Here is a 25,356-nt window from a genome sequence, read left to right as displayed (position 1 = left end):
ACACCAACGTTGGCGCGGCCAACGAATAAGGGAGGAACATGTCAGCGACCCAGGACATAACCCAACTCGTCTACCGCCTCGGCGCGTGCCTGGACGACCACCGCTTCGACGACCTGCGCGAGGTGTTCACCGACGACGTCACCGTCAGCACGCCGGGCGGCGTCGCCGAAGGGGTGGTGGCGGTGATCGAGCAGGCGGCCCGCAATCACGCCGAGTACCAGGGGATCCAGCATCTGGTCGGCAACGTGCTGGTCGATGTGGACGGTGCCGAGGCCGCCGTCCGGGCCAACCTGATCGGGACGTTCATCAAGGACGGCAAGCGCGTCCTGGAACTCGGCGGCGTCTACCGGTTCGGCGCCCGCAAAGAGGACGCCGGATGGCGGCTCTCGCGCCTCGAGGTGACTCCGACCTGGCGGATCTAGGTCGACTGGTACGCCGCGATCGTCAGTTCCGCGCAGCGGCGCCACGTGTGGGCCGCGGCGTGGGTCCGGCGGGCGGACAGGGTCGCCGGGGACAGCGGGGTCTCGAGCACCGCGGTAAGCGCCACGGACATGGCCTCGGTGTCGCCGAACGGGACGAGGGTGGCGTGGCCGCCGGACACCTCGCGCAGTGCGGGAACATCCGAGCACACAACGGGCACGTCGCAGGCCATGGCTTCCAGGACCGGCAGGCCGAAGCCCTCGTCCCGGGACGGCAGCACCAGCGCGCTCGCTCCGGCGACCACCGACCGCAAGTCCACTTCGGACAAATAGCCCGTCGAGATTACGCGCTCCGACCCGACCGCGTGCCCCGGCCCGGTCAGCACCAGCGGTGGCAGCGACGGTGTGGCGGCGTGGGCGTCGAGCAGCCAGCCCAGCGCCTTGCGGGGACCCGCCGCGCCGACGAACAGCAGGTACTCCTTGGGCAGGCCGATCCGACTGACCAGCGCCTCGTTCGGCGGGCGCGCGGTGAACCACTGCGGGTCGACGCCGAGCGGGGTCACCCGGACCTTCTCCTCGGCCACCCCGAGCCGCTCGACCACCCGCCGCGCCACCGCGCGGGTCGGGACGCAGATCACCGTGGCCCGGTCCGCCGAGAGTTGGACGAGTCGGGGTAGTTCGGCGTCGCTCGGCGGAAGTTCGTCGGGGAACTCCAGGAACGCCAGGTCGTGGATCGTCAGCACACCCTTGGCGCGCAACGACGGCGGCAGCACGAAGTTCGTCCCGTGCACCACGTCCGTCAGCCCGGCGAACAGCTCGATCGGCGGGAACGTGTTGCGCACCCACGCCTTGCGCAGCAGCCGCGCGGGCACCGGGAAGCCGGTGGCCCGCGAGCCGTGCGGCAGGACCCGGCGCAGCTTGCGCCAGCCGCGCAGGGTGAACGCGACCGCGCGCATGTTCACGTCCGGCGAGGAGGCCAGTTCCTCGGCGAGCGCGGCGGTGTAGCGGCCGATGCCGGTGCGGGACCCCAGCAGCGGGGTGCCGTCGATGAGGACGCGGATCGGCCGGTCAGACATCGCGCCCGCCGCGCAGCTTCTCGCGGGCCAGCCTGCGGACCCGGCCCGCGGCCCGCTTGGCCAGTTCCGTCGGGCCGCCGCCGTCGAGGTACTCGCGCACCAGCGCGAGATCCCGCCGAACCGTGCCCGCCGCGCCCAGCGCGGGCTTGCGCACCAACGGCTCCGCGCCGGGCAGCCGGTCGGTGGCCGGGCGCGGGTCGCGGCAGAACGCGGTCAGCGGGGCCAGCGCGTTCTCCCAGGTGAACCGCTCCCGCACCGCGGCGATCCGGTCCTGGCAGCCCTGGGCGAAGTCCACGTCGTAGAGCACCCGCTCCATCGCGTCGGCCAGCGCGTCGGCGTTCTCGGCCGGGACCACGACCCCCAGGCCCTCCGCGCGCACCAGCTCGGCGAACGAGTCGCCGTCGGTCGTCACGATCGGCAGGCCCGCCCACAGGTAGTCGAGCACCCGCGTGCGGAACGCGAACGTGGTCTCCACGTGCTCGTAGTGCGTCGTGACGCCGCAGTCGGCGTCGAGCAGCCAGTCCTGGCGCTGCTCGTAGGGCACCCACGTCTCGTTGAAGAACACGTGCCGCCCGGTCAGGTCGAGCCGCCCGGACAGCGCGCGCACCTGCGCGCCGATGTCCATCTCCGGCACCTCGGGGTTCGGGTGCTTCATCCCGAGGAACACCAGCCGGACCTCCGGCCGCCGCCGCGCGAGCACTCCCATGGCGCTGACCAGCGTCAACGGGTCGAACCAGCTGTAGACGCCCCCGGCCCACAGCACGACCTTGTCGCCGTCGCCGATCCCCGGGATGCCGCCCTTGATCGGGTTGCGCGACTGCTGCGGCGGCTTGCCCGGCAGCCCGAACGGCACCACGTCGAGCACCGACCGCAGCGTCGGGTCGCCGTCGTAGAGCGCGGGTGTCAGCCTGCCCAGTGACATCAGGTGGCCCAGCCAGAAGTGCCGCTGCCGCTCCGACGCGCAGATGAAGAAGTCGCCGCGTTCCAGCTGCGTGTTGAGCACCTTGGTCACCCCGACCAGGTCCAGCTCGCGCTTCTCGGCGATCTCGTCCTTGCCCTGCTCCAGCAGTTCGAGGTGCATCGGGTCGTAGACGTCGCAGACGACGATCTTCTTCGACCCAGGCCGCTTCAACGACGAGATCAGCTCCAGCGCGTGCCCCTGGACGATCACCACGTCCGCCCACGCCACGTGCGGCTCCAGCTCACGCGGCTTCGCGCGCAGCACCGGGAAGGCCGCGTCCGCCGGGGCGCACACCGGGTTGACCGTCACCAGCCGCACCTCATGCTCGGCGACCAGCACGTCGGCCATGTTCCACGCGCGGATCGCCGGACCGGCCATCCGCTCGGAGATCGCATCGCCGGTGATCACCAGGATCTTGCGCCGCGCGCCGAACACCTGCTCCAGGCCCAGCGCCTCGACGATCGCCTCGTGCGCGGCCAGGTAGCGCGGCAGCGGGTAGGCGGGCTCCATCGCCTTGCGCATCAACGGAACCAGGTCGGCGTCCGACCGCACCCGCGCGGCCTGCTCGACCGCGCGGGAGGCCGCCAGCGACGGCAGCATCTCCACGAACTGGTCGATCGCCAGGATCCCGGCCAGCGTGGTCCGGGGGATCGACACCGGACCCTCGGCGCCGTCGCGGCGGGTGATCTCCAGCTGCGTCGGGTCGACGTCGCCGCGCGCGGTGGCCCGCCGCACGGACAGCGCCAGCGCGCCGGGCAGCGCCTTGGCCAGCGTCTCGTCGGAGAGGTTCTTGTAGAGCGCGGCCAACGCGTTGCGCTCCAGCAGGTACAGCTCGCGCGACTGGTCCTCGGTGTCCACTTCGGACATCGACGCGTGGTGCCGGTGGTAGGCCAGCGACGTCGGCTCGTAGCGCACCCGCCACCCGCGCAGGTTCAGCCGCCAACCGAGGTCGACGTCCTCGTAGAACATGAAGAACCGCTCGTCGAACCCGCCCAGCTCGCGGTAGACCCCGGCGCGGACGAACATCGCCGCGCCGGTCGCGAACAGCACGTCGCGCGGGTCGTCGTGGCTGCCGTCGTCGGGCTGGCCGGCGTGCCGCTTGTAGCCCATGCCGAACCAGGTCAGACCCGCGTCGACGAAGTCGATGTTCGCGCCGTCCCAGTCGAGCACCTTGCTGGCCACCGCCGCCACGTCCGGCTGCTCGGTGAGGACCTTGACCGCCGCGCGCGCCCACTGCGGGTCGGGCCGCGCGTCGTTGTTGAGGAAGGCGAGGACCGTGCCCCGCGCGTGCTCGACGCCCAGGTTGCACCCGCCCGCGAAGCCCAGGTTGTCCGGCGCCTCGACCAGCTCGACCCCGTCGACAGCGCGGATCTTCTCGGCGCTGCCGTCCCCCGAGGCGTTGTCGACGCAGATCACCTGCAACCGGTCGGCCGGATAGTCGAGGTCGCGGCGCAGGGCGCGCAGGCAGGTCAGGGTGTCGTCGGCCCCCCGGTAGTTCACCAAGATCACCGACAATGTGGGCAGTGCCCCCTCGACCACGCCTGCTCCTCCCCGTAGCTCCTTGGCCATAGCGTGCCTTATCCGGATTGGTTCATGTCGCCCGACCGGCCGGTCCACTGTTGCCAGACGACGCGCCGGGCGTCCGGCGTGGACAGTTTGATCTTGACCCGGGCGGCCAGCGCGCGCGGGAGGCGGGCGGCGACCTGGATCAACACCCGCAGCCGGAGCCCGACCCGGAAGTTCAGCGCGTCCGGCACGCCCCGGCGGAGCGGGAGGGCCGCGGTGATCAGCGCGAACCGGGCGAGCTGGGTGACCGCGACCAGGCCGGGCGCGCACCTCAGCAGCGTGACCAGGCGATTGCGCTCGTTCCACAGGTGGAAATCCGCCGACCCGGGCGCCGTGCTCGCGCCGTGCAGGTGGGTGACGTCGACCGGGACCGCCACGACCGACCAGCCCGCCAGCCGCAGCCGCCATGAGGTGTCGGTGTCCTCGTAGTAGCAGAAGAAGTCGGCCGGGACCCCGCCGACCTGCGCCAACGCCGCCGTCCTGACCAGCGCCGCGCCGCCGCAGAAGCCGAAGACCGGGTCCGCTGTCGCGTCGGCGCCGTGGCCGTCGTGGGTAAGCCGGACCCCGACCGACTGGACCTCTCCGGTGGGGGAGATCAGCCGCGCGGTGGCCGCTGCCGCGACCGGGTCGGCGTCGAGGGCGTCCTCCAACTGGGCGAGCCAGTCCGGAGAGGGGGCGGCGTCGTCGTTCAGCCACGCGACATAGGGGGTGTCGGGGTTGACCGCGCCCAGCGCGCCCGCGTAGCCGGCGTTCCTCGCGAGCCTGCGCACCTCGGGGGCGCTCGGATGGGCGGCGAGGATGTCGGCGGTGCCGTCGGTGGAGGCGTTGTCGACCACGATCGTCCGGTGCGGCCTGGTCTGGGCGGCCAGGGCGTCGAGGCACGCGGCGACGTGGGCGCGCCCGCGCCAGGTGACGACGACGACCGTCGTGCGGACGTTCACCGCCGCGACGCTACCGCAGCCGTGCCATCCTTCCCGCGTGCCCGAGCTGGTCGTCCTCACCGAGCAACTGCTGTCCCCGGTCCCCGGCGGCACCGGCCGCTACACCCGCGAACTGGCCGCCGCCCTGGCCGCGTCGGCGCCCGCGGACTGGGTCGTCCGGGGCGTCACCGCGCGCCACGGCGACCTGACCCCGGCGGAGATCCCCGGCGTGCTCGGCCCGCGCGCGCTCGCCTTGCCGCGCCGGGCGCTGACGCTGGCCTGGGAGTACGGACTGCCGCTGTGGCCGGGCGGAGACGTCGTGCACGCGCCCACGCCGCTGGCCCCGCCCGCGCGCCGAGGGCTTGTGGTGACCGTGCACGACACCGTGCCTTTCACCCACCCGGAGACCCTGACCCCGCGCGGCGCCGCGTGGCACCGCAAGGTGATCCGCCGCGCGACCGCCACGGCCGCCGCGGTTGTCGTCCCCACCCGCGCGGTCGCCGCCGAACTCGCCCAGCACGCGCCCGGACCTGCGCCGGTGCACGTGATCGGCCACGGCGTGACTGCCGCCGAACCACTCCCGTTCGCGGGCCTCCCGGACGACTATGTGCTGGCCATCGGCACCGTCGAACCCCGCAAGGGCCTTGACACCCTCATCGCCGCCATGGTCGAGATCCAGCGGCCACTGGTCGTCGTCGGCCCGCAGGGGTGGGGTGAGGTTGATCTCACCGCGCTGGCCGACCGGCACGGCCTGCCCCGCGAGCGGCTGCGCTTACTCGGTCGGGTGAGCGACGGTGAACTCGCCACGGTGATGAGCCGCGCCGCCGTGCTGGCCGCGCCGAGCCGCGCGGAGGGCTTCGGGCTGCCGGTGCTGGAGGCGATGGCCGCGGGCGTCCCAGTGGTGCACTCCGACGCGCCTGCCCTGGTCGAAGTCGCCGGGGGCGCGGGGATCACCGCCCGCCGCGACGACCCGGCCGACCTGGCGCGGGCGCTGGCCGAGGCGCTGGACCACCCGGACGGCCTGATCACCCGTGGTCGCGAACGCGCGGCCCAATTCACCTGGGCGGGTGCCGCGGCGGCGGTCTGGCGACTACACCTCGGCCACTGGGCGAACAACCACTGAGAAGGAAGTTAACCCATTCGGTAATTCCGCCGAGACTGTCCGTCGTACGCTGTCTGGCGTGTCCGACCCGTCCGTGCTCATCGACGCGACCGCGGTGCCCGCGGACCGCGGTGGGGTGGGCCGGTACGTCGACTCGCTGGTCGCGGCCCTGGCCGCCGACGGCGCCACGCTCAGCGTGGTCTGCCAGCCCCGCGACACCCGCCTCTACAGCGAACTGGCGCCCGGCGCGCGCATCGTGCCGACCTCGGAGGCGGTGACTACCCGCACGGCCAGGCTGACCTGGGAGCAGACCACGCTGCCCCGGCTCGTGCGCAAGCTCGACGTCGACGTCCTGCACTCGCCGCACTACACGATCCCGCTGGCCAACCCCGCCGCGTCGGTCGTCACCCTGCACGACGCGACCTTCTTCACCGACGCCGTCCTGCACCACTCGATCAAGGCCACTTTCTTCCGCGCGTGGACCAAGACCGCGCTGGTCCGGGCCGCCCGCTGCGTCGTGCCGAGCGCGGCCACCGCGGCGGAGCTGACCAGGGTCGCCAAGGCTGACCCCGGGCGCCTCGACGTGATCCAGCACGGCGTGGACACCGAGCGGTTCCACCCGCCGTCGCCGTCCGAGGTGGCCGCCGCGCGCGCCGTCGTCGGCCTTGGCGACCAGCCGTACGTGGCGTTCCTGGGCGCGCTGGAGCCGCGCAAGAACGTCCCCGCCCTGATCCGCGGGTTCGCCGCGGCCTGCCGGGGCCGCACGGATCCGCCCGCCCTGGTGCTGGCGGGCCAACCAGGCTGGGACCACCAGATCGAACGCGCGCTCGACTCCGTCCCGCACCGCCTCCGCGTGATCCGCGCGGGCTATCTGCCGTTCGAGAACCTGGCGGGCTTCCTCGGCGGTGCCGCGTTGGTCGCCTATCCAAGCCTTGGTGAGGGCTTCGGCCTCCCGGTGCTGGAAGCGATGGCCTGCGGCGCCTGTGTGCTCACGACCCGCCGTCTGTCGCTGCCGGAAGTGGGCGGCGACGCGGTCGCCTACTGCGGCGTCGGCGCGGGCGACATCGGCGCCGCGATCGCGGATCTGCTCGACGACCCGGCCCGCCGGGCGGCCCTGTCGACCGCGGCACAGCAGCGCGCCAAGGAGTTCTCCTGGACGCAGAGCGCCGACCGCCACCGCGAGGTGTACGACCTGGCCGCGCTGGCCCACCGACGCGCGCGCTGAGCCGCGCGTGCACAATGTCTGGTCGTGACCGAAACCACCGCCTACGGTGCCGAGATCGCCGTCGTGACCGTGACGTACTCGCCCGGGGAGACGCTGGAGCGGTTCCTCGTGACACTGGACAAGGCCACTTCGCGGCCGGTCCACGTGATCCTCGCTGACAACGGCTCCACAGACGGCGCCCCCGAAGCCGCCGCCGACGCACACGACAACGTCGAGTTGGTTCGCACCGGCGGCAACCTGGGCTACGGCGCGGGCGCGAACCGCGGCGTCGCGGCACTGGACGACTCGTTCGGCTGGATCGTGATCTCCAACCCCGACGTCGAATGGGACCCGGGCGCACTGGACACGTTGCTGGAGGCCGCTTCCCGCTGGCCCCGTGGCGGCGCGTTCGGCCCGCTGATCACCGAACGGGACGGCACGGTCTACCCGTCGGCGCGGGAGGTTCCCTCGCTGGGCAAGGGAATCGGCCACGGCGTGCTGGGGAAGGTGTGGCCGGGGAATCCGTGGACGCGGGCGTACAAGCAGTCGGCGACCGACGTGCGTGAGCGGGTGGCCGGGTGGCTGTCCGGCTCGTGTTTCCTGATCCGCCGCGAAGCCTTCGACTCCGTCGACGGCTTCGACTCCCGCTATTTCATGTACTTCGAGGACGTCGACCTCGGCGAACGCCTCGGCCGCGCGGGCTGGCAGAACGTGTACGTCCCCTCGGCCAAGGTCATGCACATCCAGGGCGTCTCCACGGCGAAGTCCTCGGACCGCATGCTGGCCGCCCACCACGACAGCGCCTACCGGTTCATCGCCGACCGGCACCAGGGTCCGTTGTGGGCACCGGTCCGGCTGGCCGTGAAGGCAGGCTTGGCGCTGCGGCTGAAGCTGGAGACCCGGTAGGCCCAGCGGTGGTCAGCCGTCGAGGCGTTGGGTGAAACTGGGCCTCGACGGCGGACTCGGCTTCGTCGTGGGGACCAGGCCGTCCACCTGTTCCTGCCGATGCTGTTCCGGTCGCGGTGCGGCGGGACGAGGCCGCGGCGGCGAAGCCAGCGACTGTGTGGCCGCGTCCTGAGCGATCGCCGGAAGTTCCTCCGTCGCCACCGGGAAGACCATGGTGACCTCAGGATCATCCAGCGCGTTCACCACAGCGCGGGGGATCTGCAGCGTCGCGGCCGCGTCCATCGGGGAGATCGCGCTTTCCGGAGTGACGACGTACGCGCCGCGCGCGCGGGCGCGGGCCAGGATGGCGTCAGCGCGCTCTCGGGGGTCCATAGAGTGCCCTCTCCTGCGTCGCTCCATGTGCCATGCCAGCGTATCTCTCCGATCGCGTGCCGTCATCGGTCTGCGCCGATCGGACGGGGTCAGATGTAGTCGAGTTCGCCGCGTTCGCGCAGGATCTCGGTCAGTTTCTTGATGTCCTGGGCGCGATCGCGCCTGCACACCAGCACCGCGTCCTCGGTGTCGACGACGATCAGCTCGTTGACGCCCAGGGTCGCGACCAGCCTGCTGCCCGGGACGACGACGACGCCCTTGCCGTCCACGACCAGGACCTTGCCGTGGCCGACCGACCGGCCGCCCTCGCCGACGTCGATGCCGAGCAGGTCGCCCAGGGTGTCGAAGTCGCCGATGTCACTCCAGCCGAAGTCGCCGGGGACGGTGGCGACCTTGCCCTCGGCGGCGGCAGGCTCCATCACCGCGTACTCGACGGCGACCTTCGGCACCGTCGGCCACAGCTCGGCCAGCACGGACTCCTGCGCCTCGGTGTCCCACGCCGCCGCGATGGCCAGGATCGGGTCGGCGACGTCGGGCCTGCGGGCGGAAAGCTCGGCGAGGAAGACATCCGTGCGCCACACGAACATGCTGGCGTTCCACAGATAGCTGCCCGACTCGACGTAGCGCGTGGCTACATCGAGGCTCGGCTTCTCCTTGAACTCCAACAGCTTCTGGATGACGCCGCGTTCGGCGGGCTCGCTGCAGTGCAGGTAGCCGTAGCCGGTCTCCGGCCGCGTCGGGGTGATGCCGATGGTCATCAGGTGGCCGTCGAGCGCTCCGTCGACCGCGCGGGCGACGGTGTGGGCGAACTCGTCGGTGTCGGTGATCAGGTGGTCGGCGGCGAAGGAGGCCATGACCGCGCCGGGCGAGCGCTTGTCGATCACCGCGGCGGCCAGCGCGATCGCCGCGCACGAGTCGCGGGCCAGCGGCTCGACCAGGATGTTGCGCTCCGGCAGGTCCGGCAGCTGCCGCGCGACGCCCGCCGCGTGCGCCGTGCCGGTGACGACCAGCAGGTTCTCCGCCGAGGCGATCGGGGCGAGCCGGTCGAAGGTCGCCTGCAGCAGGGACCGGTCGGTTCCGGTCAGCGGGTGCAGGAACTTCGGGTTCGCGGCCCGGGAGAGCGGCCACAGGCGGGTGCCGCTGCCCCCGGCGGGCACGACGACGTGCAGTTCGGCAGTCACAGAGGTTGGTGTCCTTTGTCCCCGGCGGGCGTGATGTGCGGACAACTGTAGCCAACCGGCGGGTACGGTCCTCGTGATGACCGCGATCCCCGCTCCCGCCGCCCTCGTCCGGCGGTGGTCGCCCACCGGCCCGCACGACGTCGCGAGCGCGCTGCGCCCCTTGCGGCGCGGCCCTGGCGACCCGGCGTGGCGGGAGGACGCGCGCGGTCTTTGGCTGGCGGCCAACACCCCGGACGGCGCGGGCACGCTGTGTCTGCGCATCGGTGACGAAGTACACGCCTCGGCGTGGGGGCCGGGGGCCGAGCGGCTGATCGACGGCCTGCCCGCGCTGCTGGGCGCCACCGACGACGACACCGGCTTCGTCGCGCACCATCCCCTGGTGGCCGAGTCCCGCCGCCGTCGCCCGGGTCTGCGGCTCGGCGCGACCGGCCGCGTGTGGGACGTGCTGCTCGCGGCGATCATCGAGCAGAAAGTCACTGGCACCGAGGCTCATCGGACGTGGCGCGACCTGGCCCGGCGCTTCGGTGAGCCCGCGCCCGGGCCCGGCCCGGAGGGCCTGTCGACGCCGCCGACGCCGCGGGCCGTGCTGGGGATCGAGGACTGGGAGTGGCACAAGGCGGGACTCGACGGCGCCCGCCGCCGCACGGTCGTGGCCGCGGCCCAGGTGGCGGGTCGGCTGGAGCGGGCCGCGGAGCTGAAGGGCGAGGACGGGCGGGCGCTGCTGCGGAAGGTGCCGGGCATCGGCGTGTGGACCGCCGCCGAGGTCGCCCAACGCGCCTGGGGCGACCCGGACGCCCTCAGCGTCGGCGACTACCACCTGTCGGACATCGTCGGCTACGCCCTGCTGGGCCACAAGATCGACGACGAGCGGATGCTGGAGGAACTGGCGCCGTACGCGCCGCAACGCCATCGGGCCGCGCTCTACATCCAGCTCGGCGGCCCGGGCAAACCCCGCTTCGCGCCACGGTTCTCCCCGCGCGACTACCGCGCGCTCTGACGCGCTCAGGCGGCGATTGTCAGTGGGTCGGGCGGTTGAGCGCGGCCTCGACGATCGCCAGCGCCTCTTCCGGTGACAGGCCGAGCTTGTGCGTCGCCGCCGCGTAGGCCGACGCCGCCGTGCGGGCGCGTTCCAGCGTCCGGTCGCCCGCCGCGCCCACGAACGTCCCAGCCCGCCCACGCGTCTCGACCAGTCCGGCCTCTTCCAGCTCCCGGTACGCCCGCGCCACCGTGTTCGCCGCCAGGCCGAGATCGGCCGCCAACTGGCGCACCGTCGGCAGCTTCGTCCCCACCGCCAGCGTGTGGTCGTTGATCCGCTGCGCCAACCCGCTGCGGACCTGCTCGAACGGCGGCACCGCCGACGCCGGGTCGATCCGCACGCTGATCACCGCGCCACCGCCAGCATGTCGGCGATCCCCGCCGCGCCGTCCGGGTCGGACGGCAGCGCGTCCACCGGCCACCACCGCAGGTCCAGCGACTCGTCACTGCGCACGGCCGTCGCCCCCGCCGGGGCGCGCACCGCGAACCGGACGTCGAAGTGGCGCGTCGGCACGCCCAGCGAGCACGTGATCGGGTGCACGTCGACGTGCAGGGGCACCGGGTCGATCTCCAGTCCGGCGATCCCCGATTCCTCCGTCGCCTCCCGCAGCGCCGCCCCCGCCAGCGTCGTGTCCGACTCCTCGCAGTGGCCGCCCAGTTGCAGCCAGAGCCCGACGCGCGGATGCAGCGTCAGCAGCACCTGCTCCCCGGTCGAGTCCAGCACCAGCGCAGAAGCCGTGATGTGTCCAGGCGCGCAGGACCGGGCACAAGCGTCCGGCCGCGCCGCGAGGAAGCCGAGATACGCCTGCCGCAGCGACTCCTGGCCGCGGTCGGCCGGGCGCCACGACGACAGCACCGAGACGGCGTCGGCGTGCAGGCTCACCGCTCCACCCAGCAGTCCTCGGTCGACACCGGCCGCGGCGTCAGCGGCTCGACCGGATGCCCGACGGCCACCGCGCCCAGCGGCTCCCACGACGCGGGCAGGTCGAGCACCTCGCGCACCACGTCCGCGCAGAAGATCGTCGACGACACCCAGCACGACCCGAGTCCCTCGGCCGCCAGCGCCACCAACACGCCCTGCACCGCGGCGCCGCCCGCGATCGTGAACATCGTGCGCTCCGCCTCGGTGCGGCGGGCGTCCGGGTAATCGTGGGCGCCGTCGCGCACCAGGAACGGCAGCAGGATCTCAGTGGCCTCGAACAGCAGGGCGCCCCGGCGGACGCGGCGCTCGATCCAGTCCTCGGGCATCCCGTCGCCGCGCAGGTCGGCCTTCCACGCCTCACGCATCGCCGTCAGCAGCTTCTCCCGCTGCTCGGCCAGCCGCACGAACCGGACCGGTCGCGTGTGGTGCGGCGCGGGAGCGGTCAATCCCGCGGCGACAGCGCGTCGGAGCGACTCCGGGTCGACCGGCTCGCCGGTGAACTCGCGCAGCGAGCGGCGCAGCAGCACCGCCTCCTGCCTGCCCTGGGCGATCGACTCCTCGGTGCCCAGCCGGAACAGGTCGTCCTCGACCGGACGCAGCAGGTCGCGCGCGGTCGAGGTGTTGTCGCCGATCTCCAGGCCGCGCACGACCGCGACCGGCACCCCGCCGAGCTTGCCCTTCACCAGGTCCGCCGCCGCCGCGACCTCGTCGGCGATCGCGACCCGCGTCACCGACAGCTCGTTGCCCTGCGAGTCGATCTGGCCCGCGTAGGAGTGCAGCACCCGCAGCCCGGACGAGCCGATCGCCGCGTCGGTCTGCCCGAGCCGCCACGCGCGGCCCATCGTGTCGGTGATGACCACGGCCACCTCGACGCCGAGCCGCTCGCGCAGCCCGTTGCGCAGCGCCAGCGCCGACGCGTCGGGGTCGACCGGCAGCAGCGCCAACTCGTCGCCTGCCACATTGGACGAGTCGATGCCCGCCGCGGCCTGCACGATGCCGAGGCGGTTCTCGGTGATCAGCGAGCGGAACTTCCGCGCGACGACCTTGACCGACTCCTCCAGCACCAGCTTGCGCCGGACTTCGTCGCGCGCCACCGGGTCGGACGGCACCGCGACCAGCTGGCCCTCCACTTTGGACACGACCTTGCTGGTCACGACCACGATGTCGCCCGAGCGCAGCCACGGCGCCGCGGCCACGATCGCGCCGGTCAGGTCGTCGCCCGGCCGGAACTCCGGCAGCCCGCGCACCGCGAGGATCTCCACGGAATCCCGCGCTCCGTGCTCACCATGAGACTCATTCAACGCCAACACCACCCAAGTCGAACGCCGCGCGGGCCATCGCCGCCGTCGCGTCCACATCGGACATCAGCAGCGGCACCGCCCGCACGAGCACCCCCGGCACGTCGGCGGTGTCGCCGGAGTGCACAAGCCACCCGTCGAGGATGCCGTTGTCCGAGCACTCCCGCGAGCCGTAGTGCCTGCCGACCGCCTCGGCCGACACCTCCAGCCCGACCGCGGTCAGGCACGCGTCGGCCATCCCGCGCACCGGCTGGTCGTTGATGATCGGCGAGATGCCCACGACCGGCGCGTCGGTCTTGCGCAGCGCCGTCCGCACGCCCGGCACGGCCAGCACGCTGCCCACGCTCACCACCGGGTTTGACGGCGCCAGCAGCACGATGTCGGCCTCGGCGATCGCCTCCACCACGCCCGGACCGGCCGTCGCCTCGTCGGCGCCCACCGGCACGATCGAGCGCGCCTTCGGCTCGGCGCGGTAGCGCACCCACCATTCCTGGAAGTGCACCGCCTTGCGGTCGCCTGACTCCGGGTCGTCGATCACCACGTGCGTCTCGACGCGGTCGTCGGTCATCGGCAGCAGCCGGACCCCGGGCTTCCACCGGTCGCACAGCGCGGTGGTGATGTCGGACAGCTCGTAGCCCGCGCGCATCATCCGGGTGCGCACGAGATGGGTGGCGATGTCCTTGTCGCCGAGGCCGAACCAGTCCGGGTCGGCGCCGTAGGCGGCCAACTCGTCCTTGACCGCCCACGTCTCACCCGTGCGGCCCCAGCCGCGCTCGGTGTCGATGCCCCCGCCGAGGGTGTACATGCAGGTGTCGAGGTCCGGGCAGATCCGCAGGCCGTGCAGCCAGATGTCGTCGGCGGTGTTCACCACCGCGGTGATCTCGTGCGGCGAGTCGGCCGGGGCCGGGCCGACCGGGTCGAGTCCGAGCAGTTTCTTCACGCCGAGCAGGAACCGGGCTCCGCCGACCCCGCCGACGACTACGACAACCTTCACGGTGGGTGATCCTCGCACGTTCGGGTGATGCTGGATTCAGCGCTGCCAGAAGAAGAATTCGTACTGGCCGATGTCGGACAGCAGGCCGTTGCCGCCGATGAGCTCGAACAGCGCGTAGACGACGCTCCACAGCGCCTGGCTGACACCGGGGATGCCGATCAGCGCGGCGAACAGGAACAGCGGCGCCCACGGCCGCGCCTTCGCGCCGAACACCCGCGCGTCGTGCGACAGGAACGGCTCCAGCGCGCCCCATCCGTCCAGGCCGGGCACCGGCAGCATGTTGAGGATGAACGCGCCGAGCTGCAGCACGGCCAGGAACGACAGGCCCGCCGCCAGCGGCACCGCGGGCTCGAACACGTTCACCGACACCGCCAGCAGGATCGCCACGACCAGGTTCGACAGCGGCCCGGCCAGCGACACGCTTGACTCCACTGCTCTGGAGCGCAGCGCGTGGTGGTTGATCCACACCGCGCCGCCGGGCAGCGGGATGCCGCCGATCGCGAGGAAGATCACCGGCATGAGCAGGCTCAGCACCGGATCGGTGTACCGGCGCGGGTCCAGGGTCAGGTAGCCCTTGAAGTAGACCTCGCGGTCGCCGCCGCGGAAGGCGACCAGCGCGTGGCCGAACTCGTGCAGGCAGAGCGACACGACCCAGCCGCCGAGCACGAGCAGGACGACGCCCGCGGTGATGGCGACATCGCTCTCGAGCAGTGTGAGCAGACCGCCGCCCGCGGTGATGGCGATCAGTCCGAGGAAGATGGGCGAAGGGCGAACCGCTGATCTCTGCACCCGACCAGTGTGGCAACGTATGCCGGTTGCGCGTCGGCCGCCCCGGCACTCCGTACCGTTTCTGCTGGTACACGATCGGGTACAGCCTGCGCATAACGCATCACCCACCTGGGGGCAGCGCTTGACCCGCCGCCATGACACGGGTGTAATCACATTGATGTCATTCGGCCAAGGGAGGGCGATGGCATCCGCCAGCCGGGAGTGCGGAAGGCGAGGAGGCGGGCGATATGCAGGGATTGAGTGACGGGGGTCGCGTCGTGGAGTGGGGCGAGCGTCCGCCGGCGGAAGTGGACGTGTTCGCCGGGTTCTTCGACGAGACCGACGAACAGGAATGGCAGGAACGCGCGCTGTGCGCGCAGACCGACCCCGAGGCGTTCTTCCCCGAGAAGGGCGGCTCGACTCGTGAGGCCAAGCGCATCTGTCTTGGCTGCGAGGTCCGGTCGGAGTGCCTCGAGTACGCCTTGGCGCACGATGAGCGCTTCGGCATCTGGGGCGGCCTGTCCGAACGCGAACGTCGAAGGCTGAAGAAGGCCATGTAGCGAAGGAAGCCGGTTCACCCCGGCTTCCTTCGCTGGCACGCGCGCGGTTCAACGCAACGATTCGGGGCGCCGCGCGCGGGTTTCGGCCCATGACGTCGTACGGTGTGGGCTCGGTGGCCGAAGGTCACCGCCACCCGCCGAAGCGACGCCATGGGAGGTGGGCGCAGCCGTGCCGCCACGATCGCACCAGGCGCTCGGCCGTGGCACGCCAGTGCTGCGCACCGCTCCGGTGCTCGCCGTGCTCGTCTGCCACGACGGCGCCCAGTGGCTGCGGCTTGCGCTCTCGGCGCTGCGCCACTCCTCACCGCGCCCGCGGCACATCGTGGCGGTCGACACCGGATCGTCCGACGACACCGCCGCCATGCTCGCCGCCGCCGCGAAAGGCGCCGACCGCGTCCTCGACGGCGTCATCACCCTCGAACGCTCCACCGGATTCGGCGAGGCCGTGCACGCCGCGGTAGACCACGCCGTGCAGCGCTGGGGCGACCCCGGCGGCTGGATCTGGGTGCTGCACGACGACTGCGCCCCCGAACCCGACTGCCTCGCCACGCTCCTGCTCGCCGCCGAGGTGTCCCCGGCGGCCGGGGTGCTCGGCCCGCTCGCCGTCGACTGGTCCGATCCGCGCGAGGTCGTCGAGGCGGGACTGTCCACCGACGCCTCCGGCCACCGGCAGACCGGCATCGGCCCGTCCGAACTGGACTGGAGCAGGCTCGACGCGGGCGACGACCACCGGTTCGAGCAGAGCACCGAGGTGCTCGCCGTGTCGTCGGCCGGGATGCTCGTGCGCCGCGACCTCTGGGAGGAACTTGGCGGGTTCGACCGGGCGCTGGCGATGCTGCGGGAGGACATCGACTTCGGCTGGCGCGTCAACCGGTCAGGCCGGGTCGTCTTGTGTGTTCCAGCCGCGCGTATCCGGCACGCCCGCGCGCTCACCCGCGACCTTCGCGGCATCGACGCGCGCACGCCGCTGGGCGGGCAGCCGCGCGCTGTCGACCGCGGCCACGGGCTGCGCACGTTCCTGGTCAACTGCTCGGTTTTGTCGTTCCTCATCGGCGTTCCGCGGGTGACGCTGCTGTGCTTGCTGCGCGCGCTCGGTTTCGCGATGCAGCGCAGGCTGCCGGAGAGTTCCGCCGAACTGCGCGCTGTCGGCTATCTGCTCAGCGGCCGGGCTCGCCTGCGCGAAGGCCGCGCGACGCGTAAGGCGACTTCGCGCAAGGGCAGCGTGCGGGGGCTGTTCACCAGCAGGCTCACGCGCCTGCGCAACGCGACGCGCGGCGTGCTGTCCACCATGGTCCGCCGCCGCGTCGAGGCCGACGCCGCGCTGGGCAGACTGCCCGACGCCGACGCGGTGTGGGTCGCGCCGGAGGCCGCCGCGGTCACCCGCGCACCCCTCGGCCCGGACGCGCTGCCCGCGGGAGCCCATGGCAGGCCACGACGGGCGGGGCTGCGCAGGCCGTCGGGCGCGGTCGCGGTGCCCCTGCTCGTTCCCGACGACGCCCCGGTCGGACTGCGGCCCAGCCCGCGGCCGCGGCCGTCGCCGAAACCGCGCGACGGCGTCGCCGAACCCGCCCCGGATCTTGTGCTCGTCCACGTCGACCGCGGCCGGGTTCTGCGCCAACTCGCTTTGTCGCCGCCGCTACTGCTCGTGCTCGGCCTGATCGCGCTGGCGGTCGTGGTCAACTCCGGCCGCTGGGGCTTCGACCTCGCGGGCGGACGGTTGCTGCCGGTCGGCGATCTGGGGGCGACCTGGTCGGACTACCTGGCCACCTGGCACGGCGTCGCGGGTGGCACGTCCGCTCCGGCGCCCGCCGCGCTGGCGATCGTCGGCGCGCTGGGCGCGGTGTTCGCCCCGATCGGCGGCCCGACCACCGCCGTCGCGTTCCTGTTCCTCGCCGACCTTCCGCTGGCCGGTCTCGCCGCCTACGCCGCGACGCGACGTGCCCCGGTCCGCCGCTGGGTGCGGGCGCTGCTGGCTCTGGGCTACGCGCTGCTGCCGCCCGCGACGGCCGCCGTGGCGCAGGGTCGGCTCGACGTGGTGATCGTGCACATCCTGCTGCCGTTGGTCGCCTCTGGCGCGGCGACGCTGCTGGTGCGTGGCCGGACCGGCGCGGGCGCGTCGTCCTGGCTGTCGACGGCGGCAGGGACCGCGCTGGGCCTTGCCGTGGTCGGCGCGTTCGCCCCGCTGATCCACCTGGTGATCGTCGTGGTGTCGCTGCTCGGCTTCGTGCTGGTCCCGGGCGGCGGGGCGCGGCGCGGGGCGGCGCTGTTCCTGGTCGTGCTGATGCCGCTCGCGCTGCTGCTGCCGTGGCCCGCGGTCGTGATCCAGCACCCGTCGGTCGTCCTGCACGGCGTCGGCGCGCTGGTGTCGTCTCCGCAGGCGTCGATCGGCGACCTGCTTTCGCTGCATCCGGGCGGCCCAGGTGCGTGGCCTTTCGTGGGCGGTCTCGCCGTGCTGGCCGTGTTGGTGGGCTTGGCTTTGCGGCCGAGCCGGGCGGTGCTTCCCGGCCTCGGTTTCACCGCTATCGGTCTGGGCGCGGTCGGCCTGGTGTGGGCGGTGCCGATGACCCCACTGGGCGGCGTCGAGTCGTCCCACGGCTGGCTGGGCGCGCCGATGCTGGTGGTGGGCTGGGGTCTGCTGTGGACGATGCTCGGCGTCTGCCGGACCGGCCGCGACACCGCTCCCGTGCGCTTCGCCCGCCCCGCGGCGGCACTGGGCGTGCTGGTGCTGGTCGGCATGGTGGCGAGCGCGGCGGTGGTGGGCCGGGAGGGTCCGCTGCGGGCTGACTACGCCCCCGCGCTGGCTCGCACGCTGGTCGAGGAACTCGGCGCGACCGGCCGCTCCGCCCTGTTCTGCGCTTTCGACGGCTCCCCGGTCCGCCAGGTCACCGCCCGCACCCCCCGCTTCGGCGACGACGACATCGCCCCGACCCCGGCCGCTCCCGTCCGCCTCGCCGACCTGTCGGCCGACCTGACCTCCGGCGACCCGGACGCCGCCCGCGCCGCCGTCGCGAGCGCCTCGGCCGCGGGCGTGCTCTTCGTCGTGCTGCCTTCCACGAGCGCGGGGGACCGCCTCAAGTCCGCCGCGGGCAACCTCGTCGCCGACGCCCCCGCGACCGCCGACGGCCGCCCCGTGGTCCGCCTCCAGTCGACCGGCGGATCCGCCGCGCTGCTTTCGCCCGACCTCGCCCGCGCGGCCGTCACCGGCGGCACCCCACCGACCCAACTCGACACCTCCGGCGGGGTCGTGCCGGTGTCGGCGGGCCCCCCGAACGTGGCCGTGCGGGTGTCGGATGGCGCCCAGGGCAGGCTGCTGGTCGTGGCCGCCGAGGAAGAACCCGGCTGGCAGGCGACGGTGGACGGCAAACAGGCCCCGGTGGTCCGCGCGTGGGGCCACATGGTCGCCGTCGCGGTCCCCACCCGCGCCGCCGACGTCCGCATCGAGATGCCGACAGCTCTCCGCAGCGTGCTTCTACTGACCCAGGGTGCCGTGGTCCTGTTCATCCTGCTCACGTCAATCCCTGGACGTCGGGAGCAGCCGCGTTAAGTCGCAGTCGAAGCCACGAGCGGTCTGGCGACGGCGAACATATCGGCCTGCTATCGACGCGGTGGCCTTGCGGCCGGGATTCCTGAGAGAGCGGCGAACATGGGACAACCTGCGCACGGTGCCGTGCTTGTGCGCGTTGAACTGTTCGTCTGGGAGAGGCAGCTCTGGTTCGGGCTTAGGTGGACAGATCGGCAGATGAGCCATCACCGATGGCTGACACACAGCGTAACGACTCCGCTCCGTTGAGAGATACCCTAGCTATGGCGGAGATCTCATCACTCAGACGACTGACTGAACAACTTCCGACACGCATCGGCAATCAGAACATGAGGTTGGAAAATGACGATTCAAGCTTCCAATTGCCGGTCGCGCCGAGTGATGCCTATGTGTGGCCGGACGTTGATGTAGACGGAAGTATCGGCGAGCCAAAGGTTATAGTCATTACGGCCCCTGGCGCCGGAGGAAAATCCGCAGCCGCGCGCGCAATCGCGGCAGAATGCGGGGCGCCTTTGGTCGACTTAGCCAAACTTCAAGTGGGTAGTGACAGTCTGGTCGGACTGTTGACAAGGGTGCTTGGGTGGGATCGTGCGGCAGAGTTCGTAAATAGGCTCCGCGCCGGAAATTCCACGCTCGTGTTGGATAGCTTAGACGAAGCACAACTACTGGCGGGTCGAGAAAACTTCTTGGCATTCCTAAGGAATGTCGCATCGTTGGTGACGAACGCGAGTCGCGCTTGCAGAATAATTCTTCTCGGTCGTCGCGACGCTGCAGGGGTCGCGAGCCACTTCCTGAAGAGTGACGGCGTTTCGGTCGAGAACTGGACGATTCGGCCGCTATACCACACGCTCGGCGCGGACCTGATAAATCTTACGCTCGATCGCAAGAAGCGAGCGGATGGCAGTCAGTACCACGTGCACCGATCACATCCAATTCCGTTTGGGAAGTACAGGGACCAGACATTCGCAGAAATTGCTGTCGCGCTAGGTGTCGAAAAGCCGAATTCGCCAGGTGAGTACTGGCCGATGGTGCAGGACTTCCTCGGCTATCCGCCTGTACTCATGGTGCTGGCGGAGAAATTGGCTGTCGACAACCCTGAGGCACTCCACTCAGGCCATGAGGAGATCCAGGCTGCTGGAGATCGTACTGCGCAAGGGGTTCTTCTTCGTCAGGTAGTAGAAGGAATTCTTGATCGCGAAAGTGCGAAAGTTCAAGCTCAGCTCGCAAATGCGCTTACTCTCGACGAACCTGGGACCAAGCTACTGTATTTGCGCGAGGAGCAATCGCTTCGCGTGCTGAAAGAAGTGTCGGGAGTGCCGATCGACCTCGAATTGCCAGGAATTCTCAAACCGGGAGACCGGGGGGTATATGAGAAGCTGATCGAGCCGTTCGTGCCTGACCATCCGTTCGTTTCGGCCAAGACATTCAGTAACGTTGTATTCAGCGACTACATTCGTGCGTTCATTGCGACATCTGAGACTGTATCGATCTGTGGATATCGCAGGGAAGAATTGCTGTCTCTGGCGCCGCCGGTAGGCCCGTTCTTCGCGAGATTTGTGTACGCGCTAACTCAGGACGTTACGAGGCAATCTCCGGAGGGGCAAATCCGTGGTCAAGTGACCGAGTCGATCGTCGATGCCCTGTTGAAGTCTCATTTTGCTGGAGGGAGTGACTCGGCAAACGCGGTGTACAACCACAGTCAAGGGGTGGAGCAACCTCGGCTGAGTTTGGCCGACGTGGAAACAGCGGGTCAGGGTTATTTCGTCATTGAATTCGATATCGAAGACCCTACGGGAGTGTTGGAGCTGTCGAGCCCTATCGCGAATCTCGCACTTGTGACTGACCATGCTTTAGTGTTGAATGCTACCCATGGGGAAGTGGAAGTCGGGCCCAATGTTTTGTGCCTTACTAAGGAACTTGAAATAGACGGATCCCGCTTTACCGCAAATGGGGGCGACGACTCAAGCGTATTGATCGTGGCGCACAAGACTAGCCATGCTGCGGACTTGAGGCTATCGGTGTATCCTACCGGCTGTTTGAAGATACACTGGCCCGACGCGTGGCATCAGTGGCGCGAGTGCATCTTTGTACCGTCATCACGCGCTTACGTCGACCCGATGGATGCGTACCAAATTCTATTCTGGGCTCGTCGAATTCTGACCTCATTTCGCGGATCTATGATGGGGCGGCCCAGCATATTCGGTGAGCAATTGGAACGGTTGGTTGTGGGGGGAAATAAGCATGCGGTTGCAACGTTGCAAGGGCTGCTCGAGTTGGGCATTGTTGAGAAGGAGTCATCCTTGTATCGTCTAAAACTAGATGTGCTGCGAACGTTTGGCGTCAGTTGGACGGATATGACAGGTTCGAATTTCCAGGAAGGATTATCCAGTTTGCAGGATGCTTTGCTGCGAACGGAGTCGGTGCTTTCGTTGGTCTCGCGACCCATGTGATCGAATCCGGCGAAAGCGTGATTATGTGCGCGGTTGATTGGTGTCACGCTTAGCTCATGGCGTCTAGCCTTACGAGGCATCTCTTCGAGCAGTTGCGAGCCAGTTAGTGGATGGCTGTACGAACTCGAAACTGGGATGCCGCTACGGCCAGGTTCCACCGGCGGATAACGCACGCCGTTCCCGTGCTCCGAGTCCACGCTTCATATGGCTGGAACTTGGACTGGGAGCGGTGTGCCCCCACTCTCTTCGCAGCCCACAGGTCGATCCCACGCGTTCATGGCCACGCTGGAGTTGCAGTATTCTTGTGTCCGCGAGGTCGAGGTCAGCCTTCGCCCTCGACCACGCCCGGGTCCAGGCCCAGGTACGTGGCGACCTGCTCCACCAGCACGTCATGGATCAGGCCCGCCAAATCGGCCCCATCCTTAGCCCGTGCCTCCAGAGGCCGCCGGTACAGCACGATCCGCGCGCGAGTCGGCTGGCCGCGGCGGTCCACCCCCGCCTGCACCAACCGTGCCAACGGCACGCCGCTATCCGCGAGCACCCCGTCCGGCGTGGCGCCGTCCGGGACCTCCGGCACGTCGTCCACCGCGACGTCGAGCTTGGTCAGCTCGGTGCGCCAGCGGGCCTCGATGGGTTCGAGTGCGTCCAGCACGAGTGCGTCGAACTTCTCCGCGCGGGTGCTGGCCGCGGGGAGGGTCGAGGGAAAGAGCGGTCCGCGCAGGCCGCGGCCGTGTCGGTCGCGGTTGCGTCGTCCGCGTCGCCGGGAGCTGCGAGCCGTCACCACGATCAGCAGGGTACGGCTGCGCCGGATGGGTGTGCCACCGGCATCGGACCGGGGGTACGTGGGCGTGTCGGGCGCACTCCTGCGATGTTGGACCGGCCGGAGGCGCTATGGTCACCGATCGTGCGGAGCGTGCGTCGGTGTTCGCGAACCGGGTGTCTCAACCCGGCCGTCGCCACGCTGACCTACGCCTACGCCGACTCGACCGCGGTCGTCGGTCCCCTCGCCACCTACTCCGAGCCGCACAGCTACGACCTGTGCGAGGAGCACGCGCTGCGCCTGACGGTGCCGCGCGGGTGGGAGGTCGTGCGCCACGACGGCGAGTTCGCGCTTCCCGAGCCCTCCGTCGACGACTTGACCGCGCTGGCCGAGGCCGTGCGCGAGGCGGGCCGGGTCGACCGGCCCATCGAGCAGCCCGACCAGTCGCTCGGCTCGCGCCGGGGGCACCTGCGGGTGCTGCCCGACCCGGTCAACGACTGAGTGCGGCGCCGAGGTTCTCCGCCGGTAGGCTCGCCGCGAGAGCCCTACAGCCAACCCCTGGGAGCATCCCGTGCGTGACCTGTCCGGCGTCTTCAAGGCGTACGACATCCGCGGTGTCGTCGGCGAGCAGATCGACGCCGACCTCGTCCGCGCCATCGGTGCCGGGTTCGCCCGGCTGGTCGGCGGGCCGACGATCGTCGTCGGGTACGACATGCGCGACTCGTCGCCGGGGCTGGCCGCCGCGTTCGCCGAGGGTGCCGCCGGTGAGGGTGTCGACGTCGTCAACATCGGGCTCGCCAGCACGGACATGCTCTACTTCGCCTCCGGGAGCCTGAACCTGCCCGGCGCCATGTTCACCGCGAGCCACAACCCGGCCAAGTACAACGGGATCAAGCTCTGCCGCGCGGGCGCCGCCCCGGTCGGGCAGGACTCCGGCCTCACCGACATCCAGCGCGATGTCGAGAACGACACCCCTGGCTCGGGCAAGACCGGGAACGTCGAGTCCAAGGACCTCCTCGCCGAGTACGCCGCCCACCTGAACAAGCTGGTCGACCTCTCCGGCAGCCGCCCGCTCAAGATCGTGGTCGACGCGGGCAACGGCATGGGCGGCTACACCGTGCCCAGCGTGTTCGCGGGCCTGCCCATCGAGATCATCCCGATGTACTTCGAGCTCGACGGCAGCTTCCCCAACCACGAGGCCAACCCGCTCGACCCGAAGAACATCGTCGACCTGCAGGCCAAGGTGCGCGAGGTCGGCGCAGACGCCGGCCTGGCCTTCGACGGCGACGCCGACCGCTGCTTCGTCGTCGACGAGCGCGGCGAGCCCGTGTCCCCGAGCGCCGTCACCGCCCTCGTCGCGGTGCGCGAGCTGGCCAAGGACCCCGGCGGCACGGTCATCCACAACCTGATCACCTCCAAGGCCGTCCCGGAGATCGTCGCCGAGCACGGTGGCAAGCCGGTCCGCACGCGCGTGGGCCACTCCTTCATCAAGGAGGAGATGGCGAAGACGGGCGCGATCTTCGGCGGCGAGCACTCGGCGCACTACTACTTCCGCGACTTCTGGAAGGCCGACACGGGCATGCTGGCCGCGCTGCACGTGCTGGCCGCGCTCGGCGAGCAGGACGGCCCGCTCTCGGCGCTGACCACCGAGTACAACCGCTACGCCGCCTCCGGTGAGATCAACTCCACCGTCGCCGACCAGGCCGACCGGCTGGCCGCGATCAAGGCCGAGTTCGGCGGCCGCGAAGGCGTGGAACTCGACGAACTCGACGGCCTGACCGTGCAGCTGCCCGACGGCGCCTGGTTCAACCTGCGCGCGTCCAACACCGAGCCGCTGCTGCGCCTCAACATCGAGGCCGCCGACGACGCCGCGGTCGCCGCGCTGCGCGACGAGGTTCTCGCCATCGTCCGCGCCTGAGAAACGCTGATCTTGCCCGGGCGGGGGTCGCCTCAGCCTGGGACACTGGACCCGAGGAGGACGACCATGGCAGTCGATCTGGACCCACAGTTGCTGGACATCCTCGCGTGCCCGTCGGACGACCACGCACCCCTGGTCGTCGGCACGCCCGCCGACCCCAACGCCGACGCGCTGACCTGCACCGAGTGCGGGCGGCAGTTCCGGGTGGACGACGGGGTGCCCGTCCTCTTGCTTGACGAGGCGACCAACCCGGGCGAGCAGCCGGACTCGCAATGACCGCGCTGCCCGACGACAGCCTGCTGGACGACGCGGTCCGGCTCGCCGAGGTCGACACCGACGGGCTGCTGCGTGCCGCGGCGCTGGCGGGCGCCCAGGTCCGCGCGACCGCCGAGGCCGCCGTCGAGGCCCGCCTCGACCGCCTCGAAGGGCTCAAGCCGCGCGCCATCGTGCTGCTGACCAGGCCCGGCCTCGGCCCGGCCGTCTGCCACCTGCTCTCCGCCCTGCTCGCCCCGTCGTGCCCGGTGCCGCTGGTGGTCGCCGACATGGTGCCCAGCTGGATCGGCCCGCTCGACGTGGTCATCTCCCACACCGACGACGCGGGCGACGTGGTCCTCGCCGAGTCGATCGCGCGCGCCGGCCGCTTCGGCGCGGGCGTCGTGCTGACCGCCCCCGAGGAGGGGCCGGTCGCCGCGGCGGGCGCGGGCAAGGCCGTGCATTTGGCGCCGCGGCTGGCGGTGCCGCCTGGCTTCGGCTTCGCCAAGGCGTTCACCGCGGGCCTGCTGACCCTGCGCACCCTCGGCCTGCTCCAGGTCGACACCGACACGCTGGCCGACGAGCTCGACAACGAGGCCGAGCGCGACCACATGCAGCACGAGTCGTTCGTCAACCCGGCGAAGTCGCTCGCGCTGCGCCTGGCCGACCGCACGCCGCTGCTCTGGGGCCTGGACTACGTGGCCTCCGCCGTCGGCAGGCACGCCGCGCAGCTGCTGGCCACCCACACCGGCGCGGTCTGCGACGTGGCCAGCTACGCCCAGGCGATGTCGCGCACCGCGCTGCACCGCGCGGCTGTGGCCGCCACCTCCGGCAGCGACCTGTTCGCCGACCCCGACGACCTCGACGGCGCCGCCATGGCCCCGCCGCGCGCTCTGCTGCTCGCGATCCGGTCGAAGCCGGGCGACCCCGACCGGGCGCACGCGGCGGCGACCCTGCCCGGCGCCGACCTCATCGCCATCGCCGAGGAGATCACCGCCGACGAGCCGACCCTGGCCGCGGTGCTGGCGCTCCGGTTCGAGATGGCCGCGCTCTACCTGGGGCTCGCGGCCGGTACCGCGGGCGGATCGGGCCGCTACGCGCCCGCGACGGCGTGACTGCCCGTCTCGGGCACAACGACAGGAGTTGAACTA

At 71.0% G+C, this 25,356-nt stretch carries 23 protein-coding genes; 12 read left to right on the top strand and 11 right to left on the bottom strand.

Annotation, left to right across the window (positions count from 1 at the left end):
* Positions 1-38 precede the first annotated feature (38 nt).
* Positions 39-422 carry a nuclear transport factor 2 family protein gene (locus ACSHT8_RS18575; RefSeq protein WP_436492108.1) on the top strand — a complete coding sequence of 128 codons (384 nt, stop codon included), beginning with the start codon at positions 39-41 and terminating at the stop codon, positions 420-422.
* Here the strand turns inward: ACSHT8_RS18575 and ACSHT8_RS18570 are convergent.
* Genes ACSHT8_RS18570 through ACSHT8_RS18560 form a run of 3 tightly spaced genes read right to left on the bottom strand, consistent with a single transcriptional unit; the run spans position 419 to position 4,963 of the window.
* Positions 419-1,495 (bottom strand): glycosyltransferase family 4 protein, encoded by a 1,077-nt coding sequence (locus ACSHT8_RS18570; protein ID WP_436492107.1) that lies wholly within the window; start codon positions 1,493-1,495, stop codon positions 419-421. The two genes, ACSHT8_RS18575 and ACSHT8_RS18570, sit on opposite strands and share 4 nt — an antisense overlap.
* Positions 1,488-3,995, bottom strand: coding sequence for a glycosyltransferase (locus ACSHT8_RS18565; protein WP_436492106.1), 2,508 nt, complete (start codon positions 3,993-3,995; stop codon positions 1,488-1,490). Before ACSHT8_RS18565 ends, ACSHT8_RS18570 begins: the two co-directional genes overlap by 8 nt.
* A 38-nt stretch (positions 3,996-4,033) precedes the next feature.
* Positions 4,034-4,963 carry a glycosyltransferase family 2 protein gene (locus ACSHT8_RS18560; protein ID WP_436492105.1) on the bottom strand — a complete coding sequence of 310 codons (930 nt, stop codon included), beginning with the start codon at positions 4,961-4,963 and terminating at the stop codon, positions 4,034-4,036.
* A gap of 37 nt (positions 4,964-5,000) precedes the next feature.
* Between ACSHT8_RS18560 and ACSHT8_RS18555 the strand changes: the two genes are divergently transcribed.
* The 3 genes from ACSHT8_RS18555 (at position 5,001) to ACSHT8_RS18545 (ending at position 8,154) form a co-directional block, all read left to right on the top strand.
* Entirely contained in the window at positions 5,001-6,065 is a 1,065-nt protein-coding gene (locus tag ACSHT8_RS18555; protein WP_436492104.1) for a glycosyltransferase family 4 protein, read from the top strand.
* Between the two features lie 73 nt (positions 6,066-6,138).
* Positions 6,139-7,269, top strand: coding sequence for a glycosyltransferase family 4 protein (locus ACSHT8_RS18550; RefSeq protein WP_436502098.1), 1,131 nt, complete (start codon positions 6,139-6,141; stop codon positions 7,267-7,269).
* 24 nt (positions 7,270-7,293) lie between these two features.
* The gene (locus tag ACSHT8_RS18545; protein ID WP_436492103.1) at positions 7,294-8,154 is read left to right on the top strand and encodes a glycosyltransferase family 2 protein; all 861 of its coding nucleotides are present in this window, start codon (positions 7,294-7,296) and stop codon (positions 8,152-8,154) included.
* A 12-nt stretch (positions 8,155-8,166) separates the two neighbouring features.
* Here ACSHT8_RS18545 and ACSHT8_RS18540 read toward each other — a convergent pair whose 3' ends face one another.
* Both ACSHT8_RS18540 and ACSHT8_RS18535 read right to left on the bottom strand, forming a co-directional pair.
* Positions 8,167-8,526 (bottom strand): hypothetical protein, encoded by a 360-nt coding sequence (locus ACSHT8_RS18540; protein WP_436492102.1) that lies wholly within the window; start codon positions 8,524-8,526, stop codon positions 8,167-8,169.
* Positions 8,527-8,615: 89 nt separating this feature from the next.
* A complete protein-coding gene (locus ACSHT8_RS18535) occupies positions 8,616-9,707 on the bottom strand; it encodes a mannose-1-phosphate guanylyltransferase (RefSeq protein WP_436492101.1) in 1,092 nt (363 codons plus the stop codon).
* Positions 9,708-9,783: 76 nt separating this feature from the next.
* Between ACSHT8_RS18535 and ACSHT8_RS18530 the strand changes: the two genes are divergently transcribed.
* Positions 9,784-10,704 carry a DNA-3-methyladenine glycosylase family protein gene (locus tag ACSHT8_RS18530; protein WP_436492100.1) on the top strand — a complete coding sequence of 307 codons (921 nt, stop codon included), beginning with the start codon at positions 9,784-9,786 and terminating at the stop codon, positions 10,702-10,704.
* Between the two features lie 19 nt (positions 10,705-10,723).
* Here ACSHT8_RS18530 and ACSHT8_RS18525 read toward each other — a convergent pair whose 3' ends face one another.
* The 5 genes from ACSHT8_RS18525 to ACSHT8_RS18505 are packed head-to-tail and all read right to left on the bottom strand — an operon-like array spanning position 10,724 to position 14,745.
* Positions 10,724-11,089 carry a GntR family transcriptional regulator gene (locus ACSHT8_RS18525; protein ID WP_436502097.1) on the bottom strand — a complete coding sequence of 122 codons (366 nt, stop codon included), beginning with the start codon at positions 11,087-11,089 and terminating at the stop codon, positions 10,724-10,726.
* A complete protein-coding gene (locus ACSHT8_RS18520; RefSeq protein WP_436492099.1) occupies positions 11,089-11,625 on the bottom strand; it encodes an NUDIX hydrolase in 537 nt (178 codons plus the stop codon). Before ACSHT8_RS18520 ends, ACSHT8_RS18525 begins: the two co-directional genes overlap by 1 nt.
* Positions 11,622-13,022: a coenzyme F420-0:L-glutamate ligase gene (locus tag ACSHT8_RS18515; protein WP_436492098.1), complete on the bottom strand. Its 1,401-nt coding sequence runs from the start codon at positions 13,020-13,022 to the stop codon at positions 11,622-11,624. The genes ACSHT8_RS18520 and ACSHT8_RS18515 overlap by 4 nt, the downstream gene beginning before the upstream one ends.
* Positions 12,958-13,956 (bottom strand): 2-phospho-L-lactate transferase, encoded by a 999-nt coding sequence (gene cofD / locus ACSHT8_RS18510; protein WP_436492097.1) that lies wholly within the window; start codon positions 13,954-13,956, stop codon positions 12,958-12,960. The genes ACSHT8_RS18515 and cofD overlap by 65 nt, the downstream gene beginning before the upstream one ends.
* A gap of 36 nt (positions 13,957-13,992) precedes the next feature.
* A complete protein-coding gene (locus ACSHT8_RS18505) occupies positions 13,993-14,745 on the bottom strand; it encodes a site-2 protease family protein (RefSeq protein WP_436492096.1) in 753 nt (250 codons plus the stop codon).
* 227 nt (positions 14,746-14,972) lie between these two features.
* Here ACSHT8_RS18505 and ACSHT8_RS18500 point away from each other — a divergent pair, with 227 nt between their 5' ends.
* The 3 genes from ACSHT8_RS18500 to ACSHT8_RS18490 all read left to right on the top strand — a co-directional run bounded on the left by ACSHT8_RS18500 (position 14,973) and on the right by ACSHT8_RS18490 (position 21,275).
* Complete coding sequence (locus ACSHT8_RS18500) at positions 14,973-15,284, top strand: WhiB family transcriptional regulator (protein ID WP_436492095.1); 312 nt, start codon at positions 14,973-14,975, stop codon at positions 15,282-15,284.
* Positions 15,285-15,453: 169 nt separating this feature from the next.
* Positions 15,454-18,828 carry a glycosyltransferase gene (locus ACSHT8_RS18495; RefSeq protein ID WP_436492094.1) on the top strand — a complete coding sequence of 1,125 codons (3,375 nt, stop codon included), beginning with the start codon at positions 15,454-15,456 and terminating at the stop codon, positions 18,826-18,828.
* Positions 18,829-19,088: 260 nt separating this feature from the next.
* Positions 19,089-21,275, top strand: a complete 2,187-nt coding sequence (locus tag ACSHT8_RS18490) for a hypothetical protein (protein WP_436492093.1) — start codon at positions 19,089-19,091, stop codon at positions 21,273-21,275.
* Positions 21,276-21,597: 322 nt separating this feature from the next.
* Here the strand turns inward: ACSHT8_RS18490 and ACSHT8_RS18485 are convergent, their stop codons facing one another.
* On the bottom strand, positions 21,598-22,059 hold the full coding sequence (locus tag ACSHT8_RS18485; RefSeq protein WP_436492092.1) for a metallopeptidase family protein: 462 nt from the start codon (positions 22,057-22,059) through the stop codon (positions 21,598-21,600).
* A 120-nt stretch (positions 22,060-22,179) separates the two neighbouring features.
* Between ACSHT8_RS18485 and ACSHT8_RS18480 the strand changes: the two genes are divergently transcribed.
* The 4 genes from ACSHT8_RS18480 to ACSHT8_RS18465 all read left to right on the top strand — a co-directional run bounded on the left by ACSHT8_RS18480 (position 22,180) and on the right by ACSHT8_RS18465 (position 25,320).
* The gene (locus tag ACSHT8_RS18480) at positions 22,180-22,536 is read left to right on the top strand and encodes a DUF3499 domain-containing protein (RefSeq protein ID WP_436492091.1); all 357 of its coding nucleotides are present in this window, start codon (positions 22,180-22,182) and stop codon (positions 22,534-22,536) included.
* A 70-nt stretch (positions 22,537-22,606) separates the two neighbouring features.
* Positions 22,607-23,953: a phosphomannomutase/phosphoglucomutase gene (locus tag ACSHT8_RS18475; protein WP_436492090.1), complete on the top strand. Its 1,347-nt coding sequence runs from the start codon at positions 22,607-22,609 to the stop codon at positions 23,951-23,953.
* A gap of 66 nt (positions 23,954-24,019) precedes the next feature.
* Positions 24,020-24,229 (top strand): Trm112 family protein, encoded by a 210-nt coding sequence (locus ACSHT8_RS18470; RefSeq protein ID WP_436492089.1) that lies wholly within the window; start codon positions 24,020-24,022, stop codon positions 24,227-24,229.
* On the top strand, positions 24,226-25,320 hold the full coding sequence (locus ACSHT8_RS18465; RefSeq protein WP_436492088.1) for a hypothetical protein: 1,095 nt from the start codon (positions 24,226-24,228) through the stop codon (positions 25,318-25,320). The genes ACSHT8_RS18470 and ACSHT8_RS18465 overlap by 4 nt, the downstream gene beginning before the upstream one ends.
* The last annotated feature ends 36 nt before the right edge of the window (positions 25,321-25,356 follow it).

The organism is Actinokineospora sp. HUAS TT18, assembly GCF_051364635.1.
In the GTDB taxonomy this organism is placed as follows: domain Bacteria; phylum Actinomycetota; class Actinomycetes; order Mycobacteriales; family Pseudonocardiaceae; genus Actinokineospora.
The sequence above is the reverse complement of the archived record's forward strand: the minus strand, read 5'-3'. Positions and strand labels throughout refer to the sequence as shown.

What these genes read in the sequence shown, in the direction of transcription:
- ACSHT8_RS18570 (WP_436492107.1), bottom strand. Translation starts at nt 1,495, where the DNA reads ATGTCTGACCGGCCGATCCGCGTCCTCATCGACGGCACCCCGCTGCTG.
- ACSHT8_RS18500 (WP_436492095.1), top strand. Translation starts at nt 14,973, where the DNA reads ATGCAGGGATTGAGTGACGGGGGTCGCGTCGTGGAGTGGGGCGAGCGT.
- ACSHT8_RS18575 (WP_436492108.1), top strand. Translation starts at nt 39, where the DNA reads ATGTCAGCGACCCAGGACATAACCCAACTCGTCTACCGCCTCGGCGCG.
- ACSHT8_RS18530 (WP_436492100.1), top strand. Translation starts at nt 9,784, where the DNA reads ATGACCGCGATCCCCGCTCCCGCCGCCCTCGTCCGGCGGTGGTCGCCC.
- ACSHT8_RS18515 (WP_436492098.1), bottom strand. Translation starts at nt 13,022, where the DNA reads ATGTGGACGCGACGGCGGCGATGGCCCGCGCGGCGTTCGACTTGGGTG.
- ACSHT8_RS18540 (WP_436492102.1), bottom strand. Translation starts at nt 8,526, where the DNA reads ATGGACCCCCGAGAGCGCGCTGACGCCATCCTGGCCCGCGCCCGCGCG.
- ACSHT8_RS18470 (WP_436492089.1), top strand. Translation starts at nt 24,020, where the DNA reads ATGGCAGTCGATCTGGACCCACAGTTGCTGGACATCCTCGCGTGCCCG.
- ACSHT8_RS18465 (WP_436492088.1), top strand. Translation starts at nt 24,226, where the DNA reads ATGACCGCGCTGCCCGACGACAGCCTGCTGGACGACGCGGTCCGGCTC.
- ACSHT8_RS18490 (WP_436492093.1), top strand. Translation starts at nt 19,089, where the DNA reads ATGGCGGAGATCTCATCACTCAGACGACTGACTGAACAACTTCCGACA.